The 21,755-nt window shown below is 71.4% G+C and carries 22 protein-coding genes; 13 read left to right on the top strand and 9 right to left on the bottom strand.

The features are described from left to right. Window positions 1-20 precede the first annotated feature (20 nt). Window positions 21-1,688, top strand: a complete 1,668-nt coding sequence (locus ITJ43_RS12985; RefSeq protein WP_194584265.1) for an amidohydrolase — start codon at window positions 21-23, stop codon at window positions 1,686-1,688. 4 nt (window positions 1,689-1,692) lie between these two features. Here the strand turns inward: ITJ43_RS12985 and ITJ43_RS12980 are convergent, their stop codons facing one another. Together ITJ43_RS12980 and ITJ43_RS12975 are read right to left on the bottom strand one after the other, a co-directional pair. Next, window positions 1,693-2,376 (bottom strand): DUF305 domain-containing protein, encoded by a 684-nt coding sequence (locus ITJ43_RS12980; protein WP_194584264.1) that lies wholly within the window; start codon window positions 2,374-2,376, stop codon window positions 1,693-1,695. Then, window positions 2,373-3,080, bottom strand: a complete 708-nt coding sequence (locus tag ITJ43_RS12975) for a DUF3105 domain-containing protein (protein ID WP_194584263.1) — start codon at window positions 3,078-3,080, stop codon at window positions 2,373-2,375. Before ITJ43_RS12975 ends, ITJ43_RS12980 begins: the two co-directional genes overlap by 4 nt. 203 nt (window positions 3,081-3,283) lie before the next feature. Between ITJ43_RS12975 and ITJ43_RS12970 the strand changes: the two genes are divergently transcribed. From ITJ43_RS12970 to ITJ43_RS12940, 7 genes are all read left to right on the top strand, one after another. Continuing rightward, on the top strand, window positions 3,284-4,681 hold the full coding sequence (locus ITJ43_RS12970) for a multidrug effflux MFS transporter (protein WP_416361076.1): 1,398 nt from the start codon (window positions 3,284-3,286) through the stop codon (window positions 4,679-4,681). Between the two features lie 24 nt (window positions 4,682-4,705). Next, window positions 4,706-5,350: a phosphatase PAP2 family protein gene (locus ITJ43_RS12965; RefSeq protein WP_194584262.1), complete on the top strand. Its 645-nt coding sequence runs from the start codon at window positions 4,706-4,708 to the stop codon at window positions 5,348-5,350. Window positions 5,351-5,355: 5 nt separating this feature from the next. Next, window positions 5,356-7,203 (top strand): helicase HerA-like domain-containing protein, encoded by a 1,848-nt coding sequence (locus tag ITJ43_RS12960; RefSeq protein ID WP_194584261.1) that lies wholly within the window; start codon window positions 5,356-5,358, stop codon window positions 7,201-7,203. Between the two features lie 91 nt (window positions 7,204-7,294). Further along, window positions 7,295-8,857 carry an SDR family oxidoreductase gene (locus ITJ43_RS12955; protein WP_194584260.1) on the top strand — a complete coding sequence of 521 codons (1,563 nt, stop codon included), beginning with the start codon at window positions 7,295-7,297 and terminating at the stop codon, window positions 8,855-8,857. Between the two features lie 9 nt (window positions 8,858-8,866). After that, window positions 8,867-9,478, top strand: a complete 612-nt coding sequence (locus ITJ43_RS12950) for a GNAT family N-acetyltransferase (protein ID WP_194584259.1) — start codon at window positions 8,867-8,869, stop codon at window positions 9,476-9,478. Window positions 9,479-9,524: 46 nt separating this feature from the next. Next, complete coding sequence (locus ITJ43_RS12945) at window positions 9,525-10,001, top strand: MogA/MoaB family molybdenum cofactor biosynthesis protein (RefSeq protein WP_194584258.1); 477 nt, start codon at window positions 9,525-9,527, stop codon at window positions 9,999-10,001. After that, window positions 9,998-10,426, top strand: coding sequence for a molybdenum cofactor biosynthesis protein MoaE (locus tag ITJ43_RS12940; protein WP_194584341.1), 429 nt, complete (start codon window positions 9,998-10,000; stop codon window positions 10,424-10,426). The genes ITJ43_RS12945 and ITJ43_RS12940 overlap by 4 nt, the downstream gene beginning before the upstream one ends. A 25-nt stretch (window positions 10,427-10,451) precedes the next feature. Here ITJ43_RS12940 and ITJ43_RS12935 read toward each other — a convergent pair whose 3' ends face one another. The 4 genes from ITJ43_RS12935 to ITJ43_RS12920 are packed head-to-tail and all read right to left on the bottom strand — an operon-like array spanning window position 10,452 to window position 13,532. Beyond that, window positions 10,452-10,685, bottom strand: coding sequence for a MoaD/ThiS family protein (locus ITJ43_RS12935; RefSeq protein WP_194584257.1), 234 nt, complete (start codon window positions 10,683-10,685; stop codon window positions 10,452-10,454). Further along, complete coding sequence (moaC, locus tag ITJ43_RS12930) at window positions 10,685-11,155, bottom strand: cyclic pyranopterin monophosphate synthase MoaC (RefSeq protein ID WP_194584256.1); 471 nt, start codon at window positions 11,153-11,155, stop codon at window positions 10,685-10,687. The genes ITJ43_RS12935 and moaC overlap by 1 nt, the downstream gene beginning before the upstream one ends. Continuing rightward, a complete protein-coding gene (glp, locus tag ITJ43_RS12925) occupies window positions 11,152-12,417 on the bottom strand; it encodes a gephyrin-like molybdotransferase Glp (protein WP_194584340.1) in 1,266 nt (421 codons plus the stop codon). The genes moaC and glp overlap by 4 nt, the downstream gene beginning before the upstream one ends. Next, a complete protein-coding gene (locus ITJ43_RS12920) occupies window positions 12,414-13,532 on the bottom strand; it encodes a ThiF family adenylyltransferase (protein ID WP_323741226.1) in 1,119 nt (372 codons plus the stop codon). Before ITJ43_RS12920 ends, glp begins: the two co-directional genes overlap by 4 nt. A gap of 124 nt (window positions 13,533-13,656) precedes the next feature. Here ITJ43_RS12920 and ITJ43_RS12915 point away from each other — a divergent pair, with 124 nt between their 5' ends. From ITJ43_RS12915 to ITJ43_RS12900, 4 genes are read left to right on the top strand one after another with little or no spacing between them, the layout of a single operon-like run. Continuing rightward, complete coding sequence (locus tag ITJ43_RS12915) at window positions 13,657-14,049, top strand: TOBE domain-containing protein (RefSeq protein WP_194584254.1); 393 nt, start codon at window positions 13,657-13,659, stop codon at window positions 14,047-14,049. A gap of 3 nt (window positions 14,050-14,052) precedes the next feature. Next, entirely contained in the window at window positions 14,053-14,859 is an 807-nt protein-coding gene (modA, locus tag ITJ43_RS12910; protein ID WP_194584253.1) for a molybdate ABC transporter substrate-binding protein, read from the top strand. Continuing rightward, window positions 14,856-15,680, top strand: a complete 825-nt coding sequence (locus ITJ43_RS12905; RefSeq protein ID WP_194584252.1) for an ABC transporter permease — start codon at window positions 14,856-14,858, stop codon at window positions 15,678-15,680. Before modA ends, ITJ43_RS12905 begins: the two co-directional genes overlap by 4 nt. Next, window positions 15,677-16,777 (top strand): sulfate/molybdate ABC transporter ATP-binding protein, encoded by a 1,101-nt coding sequence (locus ITJ43_RS12900; protein ID WP_228495865.1) that lies wholly within the window; start codon window positions 15,677-15,679, stop codon window positions 16,775-16,777. Before ITJ43_RS12905 ends, ITJ43_RS12900 begins: the two co-directional genes overlap by 4 nt. Before the next feature lie 17 nt (window positions 16,778-16,794). On the opposite strand, the gene ITJ43_RS12895 is transcribed toward ITJ43_RS12900, so the two are convergent. Continuing rightward, window positions 16,795-17,022: a hypothetical protein gene (locus ITJ43_RS12895; protein ID WP_194584250.1), complete on the bottom strand. Its 228-nt coding sequence runs from the start codon at window positions 17,020-17,022 to the stop codon at window positions 16,795-16,797. A gap of 182 nt (window positions 17,023-17,204) precedes the next feature. Here ITJ43_RS12895 and moaA point away from each other — a divergent pair, with 182 nt between their 5' ends. Beyond that, window positions 17,205-18,275, top strand: a complete 1,071-nt coding sequence (gene moaA / locus ITJ43_RS12890; protein WP_194584249.1) for a GTP 3',8-cyclase MoaA — start codon at window positions 17,205-17,207, stop codon at window positions 18,273-18,275. 13 nt (window positions 18,276-18,288) lie between these two features. Here moaA and cydC read toward each other — a convergent pair whose 3' ends face one another. Together cydC and cydD are read right to left on the bottom strand one after the other, a co-directional pair. Then, window positions 18,289-19,956 carry a thiol reductant ABC exporter subunit CydC gene (gene cydC / locus ITJ43_RS12885; RefSeq protein ID WP_194584248.1) on the bottom strand — a complete coding sequence of 556 codons (1,668 nt, stop codon included), beginning with the start codon at window positions 19,954-19,956 and terminating at the stop codon, window positions 18,289-18,291. Beyond that, window positions 19,953-21,677: a thiol reductant ABC exporter subunit CydD gene (gene cydD, locus ITJ43_RS12880; RefSeq protein WP_194584247.1), complete on the bottom strand. Its 1,725-nt coding sequence runs from the start codon at window positions 21,675-21,677 to the stop codon at window positions 19,953-19,955. The genes cydC and cydD overlap by 4 nt, the downstream gene beginning before the upstream one ends. Between the last annotated feature and the right edge of the window lie 78 nt (window positions 21,678-21,755).

The raw sequence follows: 21,755 nt of genomic DNA, 5'->3' as shown, positions 1-21,755 counted from the left end.
CCAGAGAGGCAGGCCGGGCGATGAGCGAGCTGATCGTATCGGGAGGTCCCGTTTTCGACGGCGCCGAGCTGCGGGATGCCGACGCCGTCGGCGTCCGCGACGGCGTCATCGTCGCGGTCGGCAGCCGCAGCGATGTGCGCGGCGCCCTGCCGCACGCGGAAGAGGTGGATGCCGCCGGAGGACTCATCTCCCCCTCGTTCGCCGACGCGCACGTGCACCTCGGTCTCGTCGCGCTCGAAGGGTTGGACTGTTCCCTCGATGACGCAGGTTCGGAGCAGGGCTGTCTCGACCGCGTGCGTGCACACGCGGCCGCCCTCGACGATCCGGCCGCCTGGGTGCGCGGTGGCGGATGGCGGGCCGAATGGTTCGCGGGCGGAACCCCCTCCCGCGCGGCCCTCGACGCCGTCGTCCCCGACCGGCCGGTTCTCCTGCTCGACAGCGACCGCCACGGCGGCTGGGCCAACTCCCGCGCCTTCGCTCTCGCAGGCATCGATCGCACGACGGCAGACCCGCCGGACGGACGGATCGTGCGCGATGCCGACGGCGCGCCGCAGGGAACTCTGCGCGAAGGTGCCGTCGATCTCGTCGGCCGCATCGCGCCGCAGCCCGCCGCGGCAGAGCTGGCCCCCGGCATTCGTCGAGCCGCCGACCACCTGCTCTCTCTCGGCATCACAGGGTGGCAGGAGGCGGCGCTGGCGTCGTTCGGCAGCATTCCCGACTTCACCGACGCGTACCACGCGGCCCTCGCCGCGGGGCTCCGGGGTCGGCCGACCGGTGCGGTGTGGGTGCCGCGCGATCTCACCGTCGACGGCGTCGCCGACTTCGTCTCGGCGGTGCGCGAGCGCGCTCAGCGCGGAGAGGCGGCAGGGTTCGCGACGCGCACCGCCAAGCTCATGCTCGACGGCATCGTGGAATCGAAGACCGCGGCGCTGCGCGACGGCTATGCCGACGGATCGACCGGGCTCCGCTACTTCGACGATGACCTCGTGCGGGCCGTCATCGCGCAGCTGAATGCCGCGCATATTCCGGTTCATGTCCACGCGATCGGCGATGCCGCCGTCACCCAGGCCCTCGATGCGTTCGCTGCCGCGGGACCGGCGCCGAGCGGAGTGCGCAATCACATCGCGCATCTGCAGGTGGTGAACCCCGCTGACGTGCCGCGGTTCGCCGCAACCGGGACGACTGTCAACGCCCAGGCCCTGTGGGCGTGCCGCAGCGACGTCATGCGCACCGTGACCGAGCCTCTGCTCGGGCCTGAACGCAGCAGCTGGCAGTTCCCGTTCGGGTCGCTCTGGCGCAGCGGGGCCGCCCTGGCCATGGGATCGGACTGGCCGGTCTCGGCGCCCGATCCGTGGCAGGCGATCGCCGTCGCCGTCACCCGCCGGGAGGCGGGACAGCCCGATGCCGAGCCGCTCGGCGCCGACGAAGCTCTCCCACTCGCCGTCGCGCTCGCCGCCTACTCCCGCGGGTCGCACACGCTCATCGGCGACGGGACAGCCGGCCGGCTGGTCGTGGGCGCCGCGGCAGATATCGCGGTGGCCGACCGTGACCCGTTCCGGACGGACGTCACCGAGATCGCGCAGACCACGACGGCATGGACAGTCGTCGCGGGCGAGGTCGTGGCCGGCAGCGCCGCTGGTGCGGCGGGCACCGCGGCCTCGGCGCGCGCGTGCCCTGCGTGCGAGTGAGCGCTCAGCCTGTGCAGCCGAGCTGCGACCGGAGCGACGTCATCAGGTCTATCTCGGCCGACTGTGTGTCGATGACACCCTGAGCCACGGCGAGGGCGCGCGGGTCGTGCCCGAGTTGCAGCAGCGCTTGCGCCATCGGCAGAGCGCCCCGGTGGTGGCGGATCATCAGCTGGAGGAAAGTGCAGTCGGCCGTCGTTCCGGTCTGCGCACGCATCTCGGCGAGTTCCGCGGCGCTCGCCATTCCCATCTGCGTCATCAGTTCGGCGTCGGACGGTCGCGCGCCCGACGTGGCGGAGCCGCCGTGGTGGTGCGCGGTGTCCGCGGCATCCATCCATGCCATCAGAGGCCCGCCGGCCTGGGGGAGTCCCCAGGTGACGAGCCAGTCGTAGAACTCGCCCTTCTGCGCCGACTGCGTGGTGGCGATGTCGTACGCGAGCACCCGCACGTCGGGGTTATCGGTCGTGCGATAGATGTCCATCGCCATCTCCACGGCCTGGCCATGGTGCACCTGCATGTCGCGCGCGAACCCCGCCTCGGCCGACTGCGTTCCCGGCGCCGCCGCCGCGGTTGGCCCGAAGGTCGAGAAGCGTCCGATCGCGAAGGCGACCCCGGCGATCGCGATCGCGACGACCAGCACCGTCCACCACGGGGGCAGCGCGCGGGCCGACGGGGTCGCCGGTTCGGTCACGACTGCTTGCCCGGCCCGTCGATCGCGCCGCTGCAGGAGGCGGTCGGTTCGGGCACATTCTGACTGCGCCAGTACTCTTCGAAGAACGTCGGGATGCGGCTGTCGGTGGCGCTGTCGAGTTTTAGCTGCGCATTCCACGCGCTGAGCACGATCGGGGTGGGCAAGCCCTCGTACGGCGAGAGGATCGCGTACGAGGGGGGCAGCTGCGCCTTCAGCGCATCGAGATCGGCAGCGCTGACCCGCGTCTTGTCGTAGGTGACCCACACGGCGCCGTGCTCGAGCGAATGCACGGCGTTCTCGTTCGTCTGCGGCTGGTCGTAGATGCCGCAGTTGAGCCAGTACTGATTGTGCGGGCCGCCGGCGGGCGGATTCTGCGGGTAGTCGACGGTGCCGGACACGTGCTGGGTCGCGTTCGAGAACGTCTCGACGCCCTCGATGGTGGCGCCGGTGCCGCCCGCTTGGTAGCCCGCCGGCTTCGGTGCGAAGACGATGGATGCCGTGATGACCGCCACGATGGCGACGGCGGCCGCGCCGCCTACGATCCACCAGGTGAGTCGGCTGCGCCGGCGCCGAGCCAGCTGACGCTGATACTCGGCGAGCTTCTGCTGCTTCTGCTGCTCGCGCTGCTGCTTCACCGTGAGTTCGATGTGGGCGCGTGCGGCGGGATTGCCACTGGTGCGTTTGCCGGGAGGCGTCGGGGTCATGGGGATGTCCTCGGCTTGGAGACGGGCGGTGACCGTCCCGGAGCGGAGCGGTCCTCCGATCGTATGCGTCTGCATGCCTCGGTGGCTGGGGAAACGATTAAGATCGAACTTGGCTCGAATCGTTTCGAGCATCCCCGCCGGTAGCCTCCCGCCCTGAATCGGCACCCCTGTCCCACTCTTCGGCAGCCGCTCCGGCTACACGCGTGCCCGCTGCCGGCCCCGCCGCCTTGACCGTCATCCCACCCCGTCTGGACACCGTGCGCGACACCACCGCTTCCCCCTCGACCTCCGCCCGCCCCACCGCGCCCGCCGATCGCTCCGCCACCGGAGCGATCCGCACGTTGGGTGCGCACCCCGCGACGGCGCCGGTCGTGCTGCATCCGGGTGACGCCATCTCCGCGTCGCGACGGGTGGTGTACATCATCCTGTTGGGCGCGCTCACCGCGCTCGGACCGTTCACCATCGACCTGTACCTGCCCGCGTTCCCGACGCTGCAGGCGGATTTCCGCACCTCCGCGGCCGCCATCCAGCTGACGCTGACGGGCACGATGATCGGCTTCGCGCTCGGCCAGCTGATCGTGGGTCCCCTCAGTGACAAGGTGGGCCGGCGGGTCCCGCTCCTCGCCGTGACCGCACTGCATGTCGTGGCGAGCACGGCCGCAGCCCTCGCGCCTGATCTGACCCTTCTTTCCATCGCGCGGGTGCTGATGGGCGTCGGCGCCGCGGCAGGCGGAGTGGTCGCCATGGCGATCGTGCGCGACCTGTTCGGGGGGCGCCGCCTCGTCGTCATGCTCAGCCGGCTCGCGCTGGTGTCGGGCGCCGCGCCGGTCGTGGCCCCGCTGATCGGTTCAGCGCTGCTCACGGTCATGCCGTGGCGAGGGATCTTCGTGGTGCTCGCGATCTACGGCGCTGTCATGCTCGTGGCCGCGATCGCCCTCGTGCCGGAGACCCTGCCCGCGGCACGTCGTCACGAGCGGGGCGCGACGACCGTGCTCCAGCGCTACCGGGCCGTGTTCAGCGACCGGGTCTTCGTCGGCGTGCTGATCATCGGCGGCATGTCTTTCAGCGGTCTGTTCTCGTACCTGTCGTCGTCGTCGTTCCTGTTCCAGGAGACGTACGGCTTCGACGCCCAGCAATACGGGCTGCTGTTCGCCGCCAACTCACTCGGCCTCGTCATCGGCGTGCAGGTCGCGGCGCGTCTGGCCGCGCGCTTCGGCCCGCAGTGGGTGCTCGCCGTATCGACCGGTGTGCTGGTGCTCGCCGCCGTGGCGATCATCGTCTGCGATCAGCTCGGTCTCGGGCTCTGGGGCACGATGGTGCCGCTGTTCGTGTTCATGACCGGCTGCGGCTTCACCTTCCCATGCGTCCAGGTGCTGGCCCTCGATCGCCACGGCAAGGCGGCCGGCACCGCGGCATCCATCCTCGGTGCGACGAACTTCGGCGTCGCCGGAATCATCTCGCCGGTCGTTGGGTGGCTGGCCAAGGACGCCGGCATCACGGCGACCACGATGGCCTCGGTGATGGTCGGCTGTGCGCTCATCGGCTGCACGGCGCTGTGGGCGATCGTGCGCCCGCGAACCGTCGAACGCCTCGCTCCCTGAGTCGGCGTCGGGCACAATGGGGCGATGAGAGCCCCCACCGATGACGACCTCACGACGGTCGCACTTCAGCGGCTGGTCGTGGGAGTGCTCCTGATCGCGGTGACTGTCTGGCTCGGCATCCAGGTCGTCGTCGAGGCCGACGTGAACGTCGACGAATGGTGGAACGTCTTCGTCGATCACTTCGCCTTCCTCGACCCGGCCGCCCTCGTGATGAACTTCCTCGGCGGCGGGTGGTTCGCCACGTTCGTCGTTCCCCTGGGCGGCGTCGCCCTCATGCTGGTGCTGCGCAGACCCCGCGGAGCACTGTTCGTCGTCGTGGCGTCGGTCGGCAGCGTCGCGGTCGTGCAGCTGCTCAAAGCCGTCTTCGGCCGTGCGCGCCCCGAAGACATGATCGTCTCCTCCGACAGCGGATCGTTCCCGTCCGGCCATACCGGCAATGCCGCGACCATCGCCGTGATCGCGGTCGTCCTGTTTCCCCGTATCGGTGTCGCCATCGTCGGCGGTGCGTGGGTGTTCGCCATGGCGTTCAGCCGCACGCAGGTGCACGCGCACTGGCTCAGCGACACCGTGGGCGGAGCGCTCGTCGGCATCGGTGCGACGCTGATCATCGCCGCCGTATTCACTCGCACCCTCGACCGGGAAGGTGAACGGGCCCGCTCGCTAGGCTGAGCGCCATGAGTGCTGTCGATGATGCTGAACTCGCCCGCCTGCAGGCCGACGCGGATGCCGCCGAAGCCGCACTGAGACTGGCCCAGGCCACAGCGGCGCTCGCCACCGCCCGCGCCGAAGCCGCCCGCGCCGAGGCCGCACACGGCGAGGCAGGGGACGCGCCCGCGGCAGCCGCGCCGGCTGTCGCACCGCCGGCCCCGACGGATGCCGCGGCATCCGGACCCCTCGATGCCGGCCAGGTCGCGGCGATCGCAAAGGGGTACGCGTTCGACGCGCTGACTCTCGACCTCGGCGCGCTCGTGAACACCGATCCGCTGCCGGCGGTGCAGATCCGTATTCCGCTCGCCATGATGAACCGGCACGGGCTGGTGGCCGGCGCGACCGGAACAGGCAAGACGCGCACGCTGCAGGGCCTTGCCGAGCAACTCGCGGCCAAGGGTGTTCCGGTGTTCGCCGCCGACATGAAGGGCGACCTGTCGGGTGTCGCCACCCCCGGTGAACCCAACGAGAAGCTGCGGGCCCGCACCGCCGCGATCGGCCAGGACTGGGCGCCCGCGGCATCCGTCACCGAGTACTTCGCCCTCGGCGGAGTCGGCGCCGGCGTTCCGGTGCGCGCGACCGTGTCGGCGTTCGGCCCGCTGCTGCTGAGCAAGGTGCTGGGGCTCAACGAGACGCAGGAGTCGAGCCTCGGTCTGGTGTTTCACTACGCCGACGCGAACGGGCTCGCACTCGTCGATCTGTCCGACCTGCGGGCCGTACTATCGTGGCTCACGAGCGACGAGGGCAAGGCGGAGCTGAAAGATCTCGGCGGCCTTTCGGCGGCCACCGCGGGAGTCATCCTCCGCACGCTCATCACCTTCGCCGACGATGGCGCCGATGTGTTCTTCGGTGAGCCCGAGTTCGACGTCCGCGACTTCCTGCGCACGGCATCGGACGGTCGCGGGGTCATCTCGCTGCTGGAGGTCCCGGGGGTCGCCGATAAGCCGGCGCTGTTCTCGACGTTCCTGATGTACCTGCTTGCCGAGCTGTTCGACGTGCTCCCCGAGGTCGGCGATCTCGACAAGCCGAAGCTCGTGTTCTTCTTCGATGAGGCGCACCTGCTCTTCCGCGACGCGTCGAAGGCCTTCGTGTCGGCCATCACCCAGACCGTCCGCCTCATCCGGTCGAAGGGTGTGGGGGTGTTCTTCGTCACGCAGACGCCGAAGGACGTGCCCTCCGACGTGCTCGGGCAGCTCGGCTCGCGGGTGCAGCACGCGCTGCGCGCGTTCACGCCCGACGACGCGAAGGCGCTGCGCGCGGCGGTGAGCACGTACCCGAAGAGCGGGTACGACCTCGAGCGGGTGCTGCAGGAGCTCGGCACCGGTGAGGCGATCGTCACGGTGATGAGCGAGAAGGGGGCGCCGACCCCCGTCGCGTGGACGCGCCTGCGCGCGCCGCAGGGACTCATGTCGCCGTCGCCCGCGCCCGAGATCGACCGAGCCGTGCACGCCTCGCCGCTGCTGGCGAAGTACGGCACCGCGATCGACCGCGAGTCGGCCCGCGAGATCCTCACCGCGAAGATGAACGCCGCGGCCGAGGCGGAGGCGGCGGCTGAGCAGGCGAAAGCCCAGGAGCAGGCCGCGAAAGAACTCGCCCGCCAGCAGGCGGCCGTCGCCAAGGCGGATGCCGCAGGGGAGCGCGAGCGGCAGAAGGAGTACGACCGCATCATGCGCTCGACCGGGGGCACGACGCGCACCACGCGTACGTCGCGCGCGCGGGAGAGCTCGCCGCTGGAGAAGGTGCTCAACTCTCGGTCGACGCAGACGATCCTGAACTCCGTGATCCGCGGCGTCTTCGGCAACGGCCGTCGCTGACCGCTTCGCTCCCTTCTTGCGGCTCGGGCAGAACGTCGCGGTTCGCGCAAGGGGTGGGGGAGAGGGGGCCGGGCGGGCTAGCGTGGCGGGCATGAGTGAGCAGTCCTCGCCCACCGGGCGCGAACCCGAACTGCGCGCCGTGCCGCGCGCCGACGGCACCGCGCCGCGCGCGCTCGTGCTGGGCGCCACCGGCTACATCGGCGGGCGCCTCGTACCGCGGCTGATCGCCGCCGGGTACCGGGTGCGGGTACTCGTGCGCGATGCGGCACGGCTCGCGGCGTTCGCTTGGGGCGACGACGTCGAAGCGGTGGTCGGCGCGGCCGCTGACGCTGCCGCCCTCGCCGAGGCCTGCGACGACGTGGACGTGCTCTACTACCTGATCCACTCGATGGCCGCGGGCACGGGGTTCGAGCACGCCGATCTCGCCGCCGCGCGCACCGTCGCCACGGCGGCGGCCGCGGCATCCGTCGACCGTCTCGTGTACCTCGGCGGGCTGCATCCCGATGGCGTGCCGCTGAGCCCGCACCTGCGTTCGCGCGTCGAGGTCGGCGAGGTGTTCCTCCAGAGCGGTGTGCCGACCCTCGTGCTGCAGGCCGGCGTGGTCATCGGGTCGGGCTCCGCGTCGTTCGAGATGATCCGCCACCTCACCGAGGTGCTGCCGTACATGCCCGCCCCGCGGTGGGTGCGCAACTTCATCCAGCCGATCGCGGTGCGCGACGTCATGCACTACCTCCTGGGCGCGGCGCGGGTCGCCCCCGACGTCAATCGCGCCGTCGACATCGGCGGCCCCGACGTGCTGCGCTACGGGCAGATGATGAACGGATACGCGGTCGAGGCGGGCCTTCCGCAGCGTCCGATCGCGCCGCTTCCGGTGCTCACGCCCGGTCTCGCTTCGCACTGGGTCAATGTCGTCACGCCGGTGCCGCGCGCGATCGCACGCCCGCTGATCGCCTCGCTGCAGAACGAGTGCGTCATGGACGATCACGACATCGACGCGATCATCCCGCCCCCGGCGGGCGGTCTCACCTCCTACCGTCGTGCCGTCGCGCTCGCCCTCGGACGGGTCGCGGCCGACAGCGTCGAGACGAGTTGGCAGGATGCCGAGGTCAGCGGCGTCGCCTCCGATCCGCTGCCGTCCGACCCCGAGTGGGCTGGGCGCACCGTCTACACCGATGTGCGTACAGCGGTCACCGCCGCGAGCCCGGAAAGGCTGTGGGAGGTCATCGAGGGCATCGGCGGCGAGAACGGGTGGTACTCGGCGCCCGTGCTCTGGGCCCTCCGCGGCTGGATGGACCGGCTCGTGGGCGGGGTCGGTCTCGTGCGTGGTCGACGCAACCGCAGGCGCATCGCCGTCGGGGACGTCGTGGACTTCTGGCGCGTGGAGAAGGTCGAACCCGAGCGGTTGCTGCGACTGCGCGCCGAGATGAAAGTGCCCGGACTCGCGTGGCTCGACCTCGGGTGCGAGCCGGGACCCGACGGTGGCGCCGTGTATCGCCAGCGCGCGGTGTTCTTCCCCTCGGGTCTGTCGGGACGGCTGTACTGGTTGTCGGTGCTGCCCTTCCACGGGTTCATCTTCCGCGGCATGGCCAATCGGATCACGGCGGCAGCAGAGGCTCACCGGGCCGCGCCCGAGGCTGGCGCGCCCGCGGCATAGAATCGCCGGATGCCGCACCTGCGCCCCTTCCGCTCCGGCGACGAGCCGGCGCTCGCCGACATCTGCCTGCGTACCGCCGACGCCGGTTCCGACGGCACCGGCATCCTGGATGACGACGACATCTGGGCCGAGGTGTTCGTGCTGCCGTATGTCGCGCGGCATCCGGACCTCGCCTTCGTCGTCGAAACCGACGACGGGCGGGTCGCGGGCTATGTGGTGGGCACCGACGACACCGACGGGTTCGAGGAGTGGTTCCGCACCGACTGGTGGCCGCGCGTCGGTGCGCGCTGGCCACAGCCGGCGACGGATCTGCCGGAGTCCGCGCGCTCGCGACAGGATGCTGTGCTCGGCTACGCCTATAGTCGGCGGGCTGACGCCGAGTCGTTCGCCGTCAGGTATCCCGCGCACCTGCACATCGACCTGCTGCCCGAACTGCAGGGTCAGGGGTGGGGGCGGCGGTTGATCGCCGCGCTCACCGACACTCTGCGTGCTGCCGAGAGCCCTGGCATCCACCTGGTGGCTTCGGGGACGAATGCCGACGCCATCGCCTTCTACGAGCGGCTCGGCTTCACCCGCCTGGAGGCGCCCGTCGACGTCGCCGCCTTCGGCATGCCTCTGTAGCCCGCTCTCCCGCTCGGCGGGCATCGGGCGGGCGTAGGCTGGCGGCGTGTCCGCCTCCGCCGTCGTTCTGACCGTCTCCGACCGATCCGCGAGCGGGGCGCGCGCCGATACCGCCGGTCCCCTCGCCGTCGCCGCACTGCGTGAGGCCGAGTGGGAGTGCGCCGATGCCCGCGTCATCCCGGATGGCGTCGACACGGTCGAGGCAGCGCTGCGCGAAGCGGTCGCGGGCGGTGCGCGTCTGATCGTCACGACAGGCGGAACCGGTGTCGCGCCGCGTGATCTCACGCCGGAGGGCACCGACCGCGTGATCGAGCGCGAGGTGCCCGGCATCGCGGAAGAGCTTCGGCGTCGCTCGGTCGCGGAAAAGCCCGGGGGCATGCTGTCGCGAGGGAGGGCAGGCATCGCCGGCGCGGCCCTGATCGTCAACCTTCCCGGGTCTTCGGCCGCCGTGGTGTCGGGGATGCCGGTGATCCTCTCGATCGCCGATCACGTGTGCCAACAGCTCGACGGGGCAGACCACTGATGTCGGTGCGCATCGCTCGCCTCAGCGACCAGAAGCTCGACGTCGCCGCGCATCTCGCCGCCGTCGAAGATGCCGCCGCGGGCGCCGTGGCCAGTTTCATCGGCACGGTGCGCGATCATGATCCCGATGCGGCCGGTGCGGTCATCGCGCTCGAGTACTCCGCGCATCCGGATGCCGAGGCCACTCTCCACGACATCGCGGTCACCGCGATCGGCGACCGCCGCGCCATCGTGGCGGTGAGCCACCGCATCGGACGCCTCGAGGTCGGCGACGTCGCCGTCGTCATCGTCGTCGCGACACCCCACCGGGCCGAGGCGTTCGAGATCTGCCGCGAGATCATCGAAGCGATCAAGCGCGAACTCCCGGTCTGGAAGCGTCAGCTCTCGGCCGACGGCACCGCCGCCTGGAAGGGCCTCGGCGGCTGACGCCGGCCCCGACCGTTCAGTACCCTCAGCCTCCGGCGAACGGGGGGAGCACGTCGACGAGCGTGTCGACGCCCAACCGTGCGTCGCCGTCTGTACGGCGACCATCCACGAGCACGGCGCACCGCGGCAGGATGCGTCCGAGCGCCGGGTACTCGGCATTCCACGCGGCCCGGAGAGCGGCGAGGTCGTGCTCCGCGCGGATCTCGTCGTCACGGCCGGCGAACTCTGCTGCGGCGGCGAAGTAGCGCACCCGCGCCATCAGGCGTCCCGCGCCCAGTCGCCCGATTTGCCACCGGTCTTCGCGATCAGGCGGACCGACTCGATGGCGGTGGCTTTGTCCATGCCTTTCACCATGTCGACGACGGCCAGAGCTGACACGGCGACGGCTGTCAGCGCCTCCATTTCGACGCCCGTGCGATCGGCGGTGCGGACGGTGGCCGTGATCTCGACGCCCTCGTCGGTGATGTGCAGATCGACGCTCGCCCCGTGCACACCGATGACGTGTGCGAGCGGAAGCAGCTCGGGCGTGCGCTTTGCCGCCTGGATGCCGGCGATGCGCGCCACGGCGAGCACGTCGCCCTTGGGTACTGTGCCGTCGCGCAGCGCCGCGACGACGGTCGGCGCGCAGCGGACGAGGCCGGATGCGGTCGCCGCCCGCACCGTCGGCTGCTTCTGCGTGACGTCGACCATGCGGGCATGACCGGCGTCGTCGAGGTGCGTGAAGCTCATGCGTCCCATCCTTCCAGCAGCAGCACGCTCACCGGGTCGCCCTCGTGCACCTCGGTCACGTGGGCGGGCACGACGGCGAGAGCGCGGGCGTGTCCGAGCCCGCCGGCGAGGTGAGAACCCGATCCACCCGTCGTCGCCGGCCGGACGCTCCAGGACCCATCGGCGGCGACGTTGATGACCGCGGGGAGGTACTGGCGCCGGCCCTCGGGCGTGTGCCACGACGTGCCGGCGGGCAGACGCAGCGCAGGGCGCTCGATCATGCGCCGACCCTGCATCGCGAGCAGTGCCGGGCGCACGAACACCTCGAAAGACACCGCCGCGCTCACCGGGTTGCCGGGCAGCCCGAACAGCAACGCCGTTCCGGTGGGGGTGGGTAGTCGGCCGAAGCCCTGTGGCTTGCCCGGCTGCATGGCGACCCGCGTGAACGCCATCGCCGCCGACAGCTCTGTGCGTACGACCTCGAACGCTCCGGCGCTGACGCCGCCGGAGAAGACGATGGCATCGACGGATGCCGCGAGCAGCTCCGCCACCGCGTCACGCAAGCCAGCGCCCTCGTCGTCGACGCGTACCAGGGGAAGAACTTCGGCTCCGGCGGCGGCGGACAGACCGGCGAGCAGCACGCCGTTGGATTCCGGAATCTGACCGCGCCGGAGGGGGGATCCCGCCACCGCGAGCTCGTCGCCCGTGGAGACGATCCCGACCCGGGGTCGACGCGAGACCGTCGCCGTGGTGATGCCCGCCGCGGTGGCCGCGCCGATCTGCAGCGGTCCCAGGAGCGTCCCCGCCTCGAGGAGGACGTCGCCGGCGCGCACGTCGTCGCCGGCGCGCCGCACGAACACTCCGACTGCACGCGGGGCGCTCTCCACGACGGCGGTCTGCAGAGAATCGGACAGCCCGCCGGCGGTGTCCTCGAACGGCACGATCGCGTCGGCGTCGCTCGGCACGGGCGCTCCGGTCATGATGCGTGCGGCATCGCCCGGTCCGATCGCCGGGTCGTCAGCGCTTCCGGCCGCGATGTCGGCAACGACCCGCAGCCGGACGGGGGAGGTCGGCCTCGCGTCGGCGACGTCGGCGAAGCGCACGGCGAAGCCGTCCATCGCCGAGTTGTCGAAGACCGGGATGTCGACCGCGGCGCGCAGCGGTTCGCGCAGCGTCGCTCCCGCCGCCTCCGCGAGCGGCACGGCACGCGAGGGCAGCAGCGCCACCGCCGCGAGCACGTCGGCGAGGTGCTCCTCGACCGTGCGCAGCTCGGAGCCGGTCATGCCTGCCACGCGGCCAGGCCACCGGCGAGGATGTCGGCTGTCACGCCGCGGGCGCGCAGCGCCTCCGCGGCGTGACGTGCGCGAACACCGTGGGCACAGATGACGACCACGCGATCGTCCTCGAACTGCGCCGGGTCGGCGAGCAGATCGCCCAGCGGGATCAGCACCGAGTCGGCGAGAATGCCGCTCTGCGTCTCCCACGGCTCACGCACATCGAGCAGGGTGGCGCCGGCATCCTGAGCGGCGAGCATCTCGGTCGCGGTCAGCTCGCGGATCTCGTCCGGGGCCGCGGCCGGGATCGTCGTGGACGTCGGTGCAGGCATGGGCGCCACCGCCGACGCGGCGGATGCCGCCGCGCGCAGCGGCACCTCGGTCTGCGTCGCGCGGAGCGCATCGATGACGAGCACGCGCCCGAGGAGTGGCTCGCCGATGCCGACGATCAGTTTGACCGCCTCGGTGGCGAGGATTCCGCCGACCTGGAGGCACAGGGCGCCCAGGACCCCGACCTCCGCGCACGTCGGTGGTTCTCCGACCGCGTCGGCGGGGTGCAGATCGGAGAGGCGGACGGGTTCGATGCCGGCCGGAGGTGCACTCCAGAACACCGTGACCTGCGCATGGAACTCCTGCACGACGCCCCAGACCAGGGGGATGCCGAGGGCCTCGCAGGCGCCCGCGACCGCTGTGCGTGTCTCGAAGGTGTCACTGCCGTCGACGACGAGGTCGGCGCCGCTGAGCAGCTGGTCTGCGTTGCCGGCGGTCAGCCTCTCGCGCACCGCGGTCACGACCGTCTCGGGCGACAGGTCGGCGGCGACGCGCGCGGCCGAGGCGGTCTTCGCCGCTCCGATGTCGGCGTGACGGTGCAGGAGCTGACGCTGCAGGTTGCTCTGATCGACGTCGTCGTCGTCGATCACGGTGAGAGATCCGACGCCGGCGGCGGCGAGGGCCATGATCACGGGGGAGCCGAGGCCTCCGGCACCCACGACGGCGACGTGTGCGCCGGCGAGGCGCCGCTGCCCCACCTCTCCGATGCCGGACAGCACCAGGTGGCGTTGTGTGCGCGTACGCTCGGCGGGGCTGAGAGCGGGAACGGGGTCGACGAGAGGGTGCAGGGCCACGGTGTCAGCGTAAACCGCTGCCACGCACGACCGGGCCGTCGGCGACGGGCCGCGCTCCGCTCCACTGCCGCAGATGCGTCTGTTTTCGAGCCGAGAGTCCGCGAATGCGCGATAGCCTCGACATATGCGCACGTATCGCATTGCCGAGGCCGCCCGTCTGCTCGGCGTGAGCGACGACACCGTCCGTCGATGGGTCGACCAGGGCACGCTGTCTGCGGCTGGCGGGTCGCCCGCTCGCATCGCCGGCGACGTGCTGGCGGCGCGCGCCGTCGACATCGCCCATGCGGCAGACGACCCGAACGATGTCCTCTCCAGCGCTCGCAACCGCTTCACTGGGCTCGTCACACGGGTGCAGATCGACGGCGTCATGGCCCAGGTCGACATCCAGTCGGGCCCGCATCGCGTCGTCTCATTGATGTCAGCCGAAGCGGTGCGCGAACTGGGGTTGGAGCCCGGGTCGCTCGCCGTCGCCGTCGTGAAGGCCACCACCGTCATCGTCGAGACACCGAGGGACTGAACCGTGCGCCGTCATCCGCTTGTCGCCCTCGTCGCTGCTGCGGCTTTCGCCGCCCTTCTTGCCGGTTGCGCCGCCGCCGCGCCGCAGCCGGCCGTGTCGTCCGCAGACGCGTCGTCCGCGGCGACCCCTGTGCTCTCGGGCGAGCTCACGATCTACGCCGCGGCGTCGCTGAAGGCAGCCTTCACCGAACTGGCCGCCGACTTCGAAGCTCAGAACCCGGCGGTCACGATCCGGCCGATCACGTACGACGGATCGTCGACGCTCGCCACGCAGATCATCGAGGGAGCGTCCGCCGACGTGTTCGCATCGGCCGATCAGAAGAACATGACGAAGGTGCTCGATGCCGGTGTGGCTCGTGCCGCGCAACCGTTCGCGACGAACGTCCTCACCCTCGTCGTGCCGAAAGGCAACCCCGGTGGGGTGACCGGTCTCGCCGATCTCGCCACGCCCGGACTCAGCGTGGTCCTCTGCGCGGCCGAGGTTCCCTGCGGCTCGGCATCCGCCACACTGCTGCAGAACGCGGGCGTGACACCGTCGGTCGACAGCTACGAGCAGAACGTGACCGCGGTCCTGACGAAGGTTGCATCGGGGGAGGCCGACGCCGGGCTCGTCTACGTCACCGATGCCAAGACGACCACCGATGTCGAGACCGTGACCACGGCCGGTGCCGACGCGGTGGTCAACACCTACCCGATCGCGGCGCTGACCGGCGCGAAGAATCCGGCCGCGGCGACGGCGTTCGTCGACTTCGTTCGCTCCGACGCCGGCCGCGCCGTGCTGTCGGGGTGGGGATTCGGGAGTCCGCGATGATCCGTCGCCCGCGCGCGCAGGCCGAGCGCGGGTTCGTGCCGCCGGGGCTGCTGGTACCCGCGATCGTCGGGATCGCGTTTCTCGTCATTCCGCTGGTCGCGCTCGTCGGTCGCGTCGATGTGACGACTTTCTGGGCCGACATCACGTCGCCGGCCGCGCTGTCGGCATTGGGCCTGTCGCTCGGTACCGGGGCACTCGCAACGCTCGTGTGCCTCGTGCTCGGGGTGCCGTTGGCGCTGCTGCTCGCCCGCGCGGGGTCTCGACTCGCCGGCATCCTTCGGGCGGTCGTTACCGTGCCGTTGGTGCTTCCGCCGATGGTCGGCGGGGTCGCGTTGCTCTTTCTGCTCGGCCGCAATGGTTGGCTGGGGCAGGTTCTCGCCGGGATCGGGGTGCGCATCCCGTTCACCACGACGGCGGTGGTGATCGCGCAGAGTTTCGTCGCCCTCCCGTTTCTCGTGCTGGCGTTGGAGGGAGCGCTGCGCGCCACCGGCACCGGCTACGAGCGCGCGGCCGCGGCGCTCGGGGCGGGCCGGTGGCGGATCTTCTGGCGGATCACACTGCCCCTGGCGGCACCGGGACTCGTCGCCGGCGTCGTGCTGTGCTTCTCCCGGGCGATCGGTGAGTTCGGGGCGACCGCGCTGTTGGCCGGCAATGCGCCCGGTGTGACGCAGACGATGCCGCTCGCGATCTACACCGCGTTCAACGGGGCGGGTGTCACGCAGGGCACGGCGGTGGCGTTGTCGCTGTTGCTGCTGGTGACGGCCTTGGTCGTGCTGCTGCTCGTGCGCGGGTGGCGCCCCGCGAGTGCGGGGGCGCGATGACCGCCCCGGCACTCGCGGCGCACGTGATCGTCCAGCGCGACGGATTCGTCCTGGATGCCGAGATCACCGCGGCCGGAGGCGAGGTCGTCGCGGTCATGGGACCGAGTGGCGCGGGCAAGTCGAGCGTGTTGGCCGTGATCTCGGGCCTGTTGCGCGCTTCGGGCGGTGAGGTGCGCATCGATTCGGAGGTCGTCTCCTCTGCCGACGTGCAGACCTCTCCGCAGCGCCGCGGAGTGGTGCTGCTCGGGCAGGATCCGCACCTGTTCCCGCATCTGTCCGCGCGGGACAACGTGGCCTTCGGGATTTCCGTCTCTGGCGGCGGCGGGCGGGCGGCCGCGCGCGTCGAGCGCCGTGCGCGGGCGGAGCAGTGGCTGGAGCGCGTCGGGCTCGCAGGTCGGGGCCATCGGCGTCCGGCGGAACTCTCCGGCGGGCAGCAGCAGCGTGTCGCGCTGGCTCGTGCGCTCGCGACCGAGCCCCGTGTGCTGCTTCTGGACGAGCCGTTCACGGCGCTCGATCCCGCGACGCGTGGCGACATCCGTGCGATGCTCGTCGCGCGGTTGCCCGCCGCGGAGGTGACCACGGTGATGGTGACGCACGATGTCGTCGATGCGGTCGCGCTCGCCACCCGCCTGATCGTCCTCGAAGACGGCCGGGTGTCGCAGGAGGGCGCCGTCCGCGACGTGCTGATGACGCCGGCGTCGGACTTCGTCGCGACGCTGGCGGGGATGAATCGCGTGCCCGGGCGGATCGAGTCGGGTATCTGGCGCTCCGGCCGACTTCGACTGGCGGCGCCGGGGTGGGCCGACGGGGATGCTGTCGCATTCATCCCGCACGCCGCCGTGCACCCGCAGCTCTCGACGGAGCCGTTCGGTCAGGGGGAGGCGGCGGACGTCGTGGATGCTGCGGATGCTGTCGCGACCTGGACCGCTCCGGTGGTGCGGCTGGAGGCGACGGCATCCGGTGCGCGCGTGCGCACGGCGGAGCCGGACATCGTCTGCGATGTTCCGATCACCGCGATCACGGACGGCCGGCTCGGCGAGGGAGACCTCGTTCGACTGCGGGTCGATCCGTCGGCCGTGCGGGTGATCGCGCACTGATCTACGCGTCTGCCGTCTCAGAACGGTGGGTGTCCTTCCGCGCGCTCGGGCGGAGCGGCCACGAATCTGACGGTCGCGGGTGGGTGGTCGCGTAGCACCACCAGATCAACCGCTTCGGCGAGGATCGCTGCCTCATCGGCGTAGGCCGCCGCAATCCGCCGCCGCGCTGCACGCAGCCGAGTCACGACACTGTCCCACGCCGGCCACAGCGAATCCCTCAGTCCGGTCTCCACCAACGCGTGCATCGATCACCCTGAACCGGCGCAGATGCCGGTGGACAGGACCCGCTCCGAGGCGGGCACTCGCGGGACTTCTTGCTCCTCATATAGAACATAGCTTCGAATCTTGCAAGACCTTCTGCCGTCCCGTCGTCACTACCCACGGTGCTCACGGCCGACCCCCGCCGTGAGCCGGGTAGCCTCGGACCATGGTCGCCGTTCCCCTCACTCTGCGCACAGGGCGCAGTCTGTCGGCGGAGGACCCGACTGCTCCGGCCCTCGGCCAACCGCTCGTCGACCGCTTCGGCCGGGTGCATCGCGACCTGCGCATCTCGCTCACCGACCGCTGCTCGCTGCGCTGCACGTACTGCATGCCCGAGCAGGGCAATGAGTGGCTCGCTCGCACCAGCATCCTCTCCACGGACGAGATCGTGCGGGTGGCGCAGGTGGCCGCGGCATCCGGGATCACGACATTCCGCCTCACCGGCGGCGAACCCTTGTTGCGCGCCGACATCGTCGACGTCGTCCGACGTCTCGCCGCCCTCGAGTCGCCGTCCGGGCCGGTCGAGGTCGCGCTGACCACCAACGGCATCCGGCTGGGCGAGGTGCTCCCGGACCTGGTCGCCGCTGGGCTGCACCGCCTGAACATCTCGATCGACACCCTCGACCGTGACCGCTTCCGCGAACTCACCCGGCGCGACCGGCTCGATGACGTGCGCGCGGGCATCGCCGCCGCCGCGGCGTCGGGACTTCGTCCCCTCAAGCTCAACGCCGTTGCCATGCGTGGCGTCAACGAGGACGAGCTCGTCGACCTCGTCGCCTTTGCGCTCGATCACGACGCCGAGATGCGCTTCATCGAGCAGATGCCGTTGGATGCTGGTCACACCTGGGATCGCGCCCGCATGGTCACGCGCGACGAGATCCTCGCGGCGCTGGCGACCCGGTGGAGCCTGGAGCCGATCCCGGGTCGCGGCGGCGCGCCGGCAGAACGGTTCCTGCTCGATGGCGGCCCTGCAGCGGTGGGCGTCATCGCCTCGGTCACCGCGCCGTTCTGCGGAGCCTGTGACCGTCTGCGTCTGACCGCCGACGGACAGCTGCGCAACTGTCTCTTCTCCAACGATGAGTACGACCTGCTGCCGCTGCTGCGCTCGGAAGAGCCGGGCTCGGAGCCGATCGCGGCGCGGCTGCACGCGTGCGTCGCGGGAAAACTGCCCGGGCACGCCATCGACGACCCGTCGTTCCTGCAGCCGGTGCGCGGAATGAACGCTATCGGCGGCTAGCAGCCGCTCGCCGTCAGGCGTCGATACGGCCACCGGCCAGGCGGACGGTGCGATCGACCAGGCCGTCGGGCACCTCGACGTGCGAGATCAAGATGACCGCGCGGTCGGATCCGACCGCAGACAACAGGTCGGTCAGCAGTGCATCGGACGCATCGACGTCGACACCGGCGGTCGGCTCGTCGAGCACCAGCACGGGGAATCCATGCAGCAGGGCACGGGCCAGAGCGATGCGCTGCGCCTGTCCGCCCGACACGAGGGCGCCGCGCTCACCCACGCGCGCGTCGAGTCCGCCGCGCTCGCGCAGCCAGTCGCCGAGACCGACGCGCTGCAGCACGGCCTCCAGCTCGGCATCGGTGGCGGTGTCGTGCGCGAAGAGGAGGTTCTGACGGATGTCCTCGTCGAACAGCATCGGCTGCTGCTCACAGAGCCCGACCGTCTCGCGGACGTCGTCGGGGTTGAGCTCTCGCACGTCGACGCCACCGATCGTGTAGCTGCCGGCGGCGATGTCGAGGAAGCGCACCAGCACGTGGGCGACCGTCGTCTTGCCCGCCCCGCTCGATCCCACCACGAGCACGCGCTCGCCGGGGGCGACGGCCAGATCCAGTCCGTGCAGCGCATCGTCGTCGGCGCCCGGCCAGCGCGCGTCGACGCCGTGCAGTTCGAGTCCTGTGCCGAGGTCGGGCGGGGTGCCGGTCGGGGCGATGGCATCTGTCGGCACACCGGCGGGCACGCTGTCGGGCACGGCTCGGGCGATGCGTTCGGCCGCCGCGCGCACCTGTCGCCACGAGGAAGCCGCGGCGGGAACGGCCGCGAAGACCTCGAACACCGCCATCGGCACGAGCACGGCGACCGCGAACGCCGGACCGGTGATCGTGCCGTCGCCGACGGCGGGGACGGCGCTCAGCACGGCCAGCAGCGATGCCGCTCCGGCGAGAACCGACACGAGCGCGGTCGTTCCGGCCTGCGCGCCGGCGCGGCGGGTCACGGCTCGGCGCAGTTCGGCGTCGGCGGCGGTGATGCGCTCGGCGCTGCGCGCGGCGGCGCCGTAGGCGGTGAGCACATCGAGGCTGGCGAGGTGATCGAGTACGGCGTCGGCGAGGCGCGCGCGCAGCGGAGCGATCGACCGCTCCGCGCGTGAGCCCGCCGCCCAGCCCCATCCTCCCGCGACGACCGCCGCGACCACGAGACAGGCGAGGAGCGTGAGCGCTGCGGGCCACCACACCGCCGCGACGAGCGCCACGGCGCCGATGGCCACCGTCGCCGACGAGACGAGCGGCAGAACGACGCGCAGCGGCAGGTTCTGCAGTTCGTCGACATCGTCGACGAGAGCGCCCAGCACCGACCCGCGCCGCGTGCGCGTGAGGCCGTCGGGCGCGAGCGGGATCAGCCGGCGGACGAGGTCGGTGCGCGTGACGGCGAGCTGCCGGAGGGCGGCATCGTGGCTGGTGAGACGTTCGGTGTAGCGGAACGCGGCACGGCTGAGGGCGAACGCGCGCACGCCCACGACGGCCGCCGACAGGTACATCACGGCCGGCTGTTCGCTGGCCCGCACGATGAGCCAGGCGCTGCACGCCAGCAGGGCGACCGCGGATGCTTCGGAGAGGAATCCGGATGCCGCGCCCGGCCAGAACCGCCGCCACGGCGGCATGGCCCGGCGAAGGACATCGTTCGCGTGCGTCATGCGATCGCCTCCGGCGTCGCGCGCGGTGCCGCGGGTGCTGCGCCCAGCGCGACGATCTGATCCGCGATGGTGCGGGCGCTACGCCGGTGCGAGATGAGAACCACGGTGGCCCCGGCATCCGCGAGGTCCCGCACCCCACCCCAGAGCGCCGCCTCGGTCTCCGCATCCAGCGCGGAGCTCGGCTCGTCGAGCGCGATCACCGGCGCGCGACCGCGCAGATGACGGAAGACCGCCCGGGCGACGGCCACCCGCTGCGCCTGACCACCAGACAGCCCGGCGCCCTGGACGCCGAGTTCGAGTGCCGGGTCGAGTTCGTCGGCCTGAGCGATGCGCAGCGCGTGGGCCATGAGCTCCGCGCGTGACGGGGAGCCCCCGGCATCCGCCGGGTCGTCCTCGTCGCCGAGCGCGACGTTGTCGGCGATGGTGCCCGCGATGAGGCCGGGGTTCTGGCCGGCCCAGGCGAGCCACGCGGCGGGGGAGAGGGTCGTCACAGGAACGCCGTCGATCTCGGCCTCACCCGCGAACGGTGCCGCGTCGCGCAGCGCCGCGAGAACGCTCGACTTGCCGGCGCCGCTGGGGCCTTCGATGAGGGTGACGGTGCCGGGCGCGGCGGTGAAACTCACCGCAGGCAGGGTCAGCTCGCCGCGGCGCACGCGAAGGTCGCGCACGTCGAGAAGCCCGCCGACCGCCCGCGGCGAGGCCGTCGGCTCCGCGGACGGTGTCGTCGAGGTGGCGCGCGCCTCATCGAGCACGGCGAAGATGTCCTCCGTGGCGGCGACGCCTTCCGCAGCAGCGTGGAACTGCACGCCCACTTGGCGCAGTGGTAGGTACGCCTCCGGTGCGAGCAGCAGCACGAACAGCCCGACGACGAGCGTCAGCGACCCGTCGAGCAAACGGAAGCCGATCGAGACCGCGACGATCGCCACCGAGATGGAGGCCAGCAGCTCGAGGGCGAAACCGGAGAGGAACGAGACACGCAGCACGCGCATCGTCTCGCCGCGGTAGGTGTCGGTGACCTTCTCGATCGATCGCACCGCGCGATGCTGGCGACCGAAGACCTTCAGAGTCGACAGTCCCTGCACGGTGTCGGCGAAGCGCGCGGCGAGTCGCCCCAGGGTCTGCCACTGCTTCTGCTGCACGGTGCGGGTCGCCAGACCGATCAGCACCATGAACAGCGGGATGAGCGGGAGGGTGAGCAGCACGGTGAGCCCGGAGATCCAGTCCTGCCACCACATGACCGCCAGCAGCACCGGGGTCGTGATGACCGTCAGCACCAGCTGCGGCAGGTACCGCGCGAAGTACGCGTCGAGCGCTTCGAGCCCGCGGCCCGCGGTCACGGCCAGTTGTGCCGTGTTGCGGCGGGCGAGCCAGCCCGGGCCCAGGATGCCGACGGCATCCACCAGCTGCGCCCGCAGTTGTGCCTGCACGCGAGCGGCGGCGCGTGCCGACAGCACCTCGCGCGCCCAGAGGAGGACAGCACGCAGGGCGATGACGCCCGCGAGAGCGGTGAGGATCGCGATGAGCTCGGCCCACGGCATCCCCTCGATCGCCCTGGTGACGGCGTGCGTGAGCAGCCACGCGAAGGCGACGATCACGGCGGTCTGCGCCGCGCCGATCACGGCGATCGCGACGAAGAAGGCGCGGGATGCCGACGCGTAGCGAATCAGTCGCGGGTCGACCGGGCGCACACGCGTGCGCTGCTGTTCGGTCACCGTCGCCATCCTTCGATCCTGCCTCATAAACATACGTCGGCCCCGGTCCTCACCCGTCGGGCGAGTGCCGGGGCCGGCGGGGGAGCG

Origin of the sequence: Microbacterium sp. VKM Ac-2870 (genome assembly GCF_015350795.1) — a bacterium.
In the GTDB taxonomy this organism is placed as follows: Bacteria; Actinomycetota; Actinomycetes; order Actinomycetales; family Microbacteriaceae; genus Microbacterium.
The sequence above is the reverse complement of the archived record's forward strand: the minus strand, read 5'-3'. Positions and strand labels throughout refer to the sequence as shown.

Bases quoted from the DNA above. Each gene is read 5' to 3' on its own strand.
- ITJ43_RS12985 (WP_194584265.1), top strand. From the start codon at position 21: ATGAGCGAGCTGATCGTATCGGGAGGTCCCGTTTTCGACGGCGCCGAG.
- ITJ43_RS12975 (WP_194584263.1), bottom strand. From the start codon at position 3,080: ATGACCCCGACGCCTCCCGGCAAACGCACCAGTGGCAATCCCGCCGCA.
- ITJ43_RS12965 (WP_194584262.1), top strand. From the start codon at position 4,706: ATGAGAGCCCCCACCGATGACGACCTCACGACGGTCGCACTTCAGCGG.
- ITJ43_RS12960 (WP_194584261.1), top strand. From the start codon at position 5,356: ATGAGTGCTGTCGATGATGCTGAACTCGCCCGCCTGCAGGCCGACGCG.
- ITJ43_RS12955 (WP_194584260.1), top strand. From the start codon at position 7,295: ATGAGTGAGCAGTCCTCGCCCACCGGGCGCGAACCCGAACTGCGCGCC.
- ITJ43_RS12950 (WP_194584259.1), top strand. From the start codon at position 8,867: ATGCCGCACCTGCGCCCCTTCCGCTCCGGCGACGAGCCGGCGCTCGCC.
- ITJ43_RS12935 (WP_194584257.1), bottom strand. From the start codon at position 10,685: ATGGCGCGGGTGCGCTACTTCGCCGCCGCAGCAGAGTTCGCCGGCCGT.
- moaC (WP_194584256.1), bottom strand. From the start codon at position 11,155: ATGAGCTTCACGCACCTCGACGACGCCGGTCATGCCCGCATGGTCGAC.
- glp (WP_194584340.1), bottom strand. From the start codon at position 12,417: ATGACCGGCTCCGAGCTGCGCACGGTCGAGGAGCACCTCGCCGACGTG.
- ITJ43_RS12915 (WP_194584254.1), top strand. From the start codon at position 13,657: ATGCGCACGTATCGCATTGCCGAGGCCGCCCGTCTGCTCGGCGTGAGC.
- ITJ43_RS12905 (WP_194584252.1), top strand. From the start codon at position 14,856: ATGATCCGTCGCCCGCGCGCGCAGGCCGAGCGCGGGTTCGTGCCGCCG.
- ITJ43_RS12900 (WP_228495865.1), top strand. From the start codon at position 15,677: ATGACCGCCCCGGCACTCGCGGCGCACGTGATCGTCCAGCGCGACGGA.
- ITJ43_RS12895 (WP_194584250.1), bottom strand. From the start codon at position 17,022: ATGCACGCGTTGGTGGAGACCGGACTGAGGGATTCGCTGTGGCCGGCG.
- moaA (WP_194584249.1), top strand. From the start codon at position 17,205: ATGGTCGCCGTTCCCCTCACTCTGCGCACAGGGCGCAGTCTGTCGGCG.
- cydC (WP_194584248.1), bottom strand. From the start codon at position 19,956: ATGACGCACGCGAACGATGTCCTTCGCCGGGCCATGCCGCCGTGGCGG.
- cydD (WP_194584247.1), bottom strand. From the start codon at position 21,677: ATGGCGACGGTGACCGAACAGCAGCGCACGCGTGTGCGCCCGGTCGAC.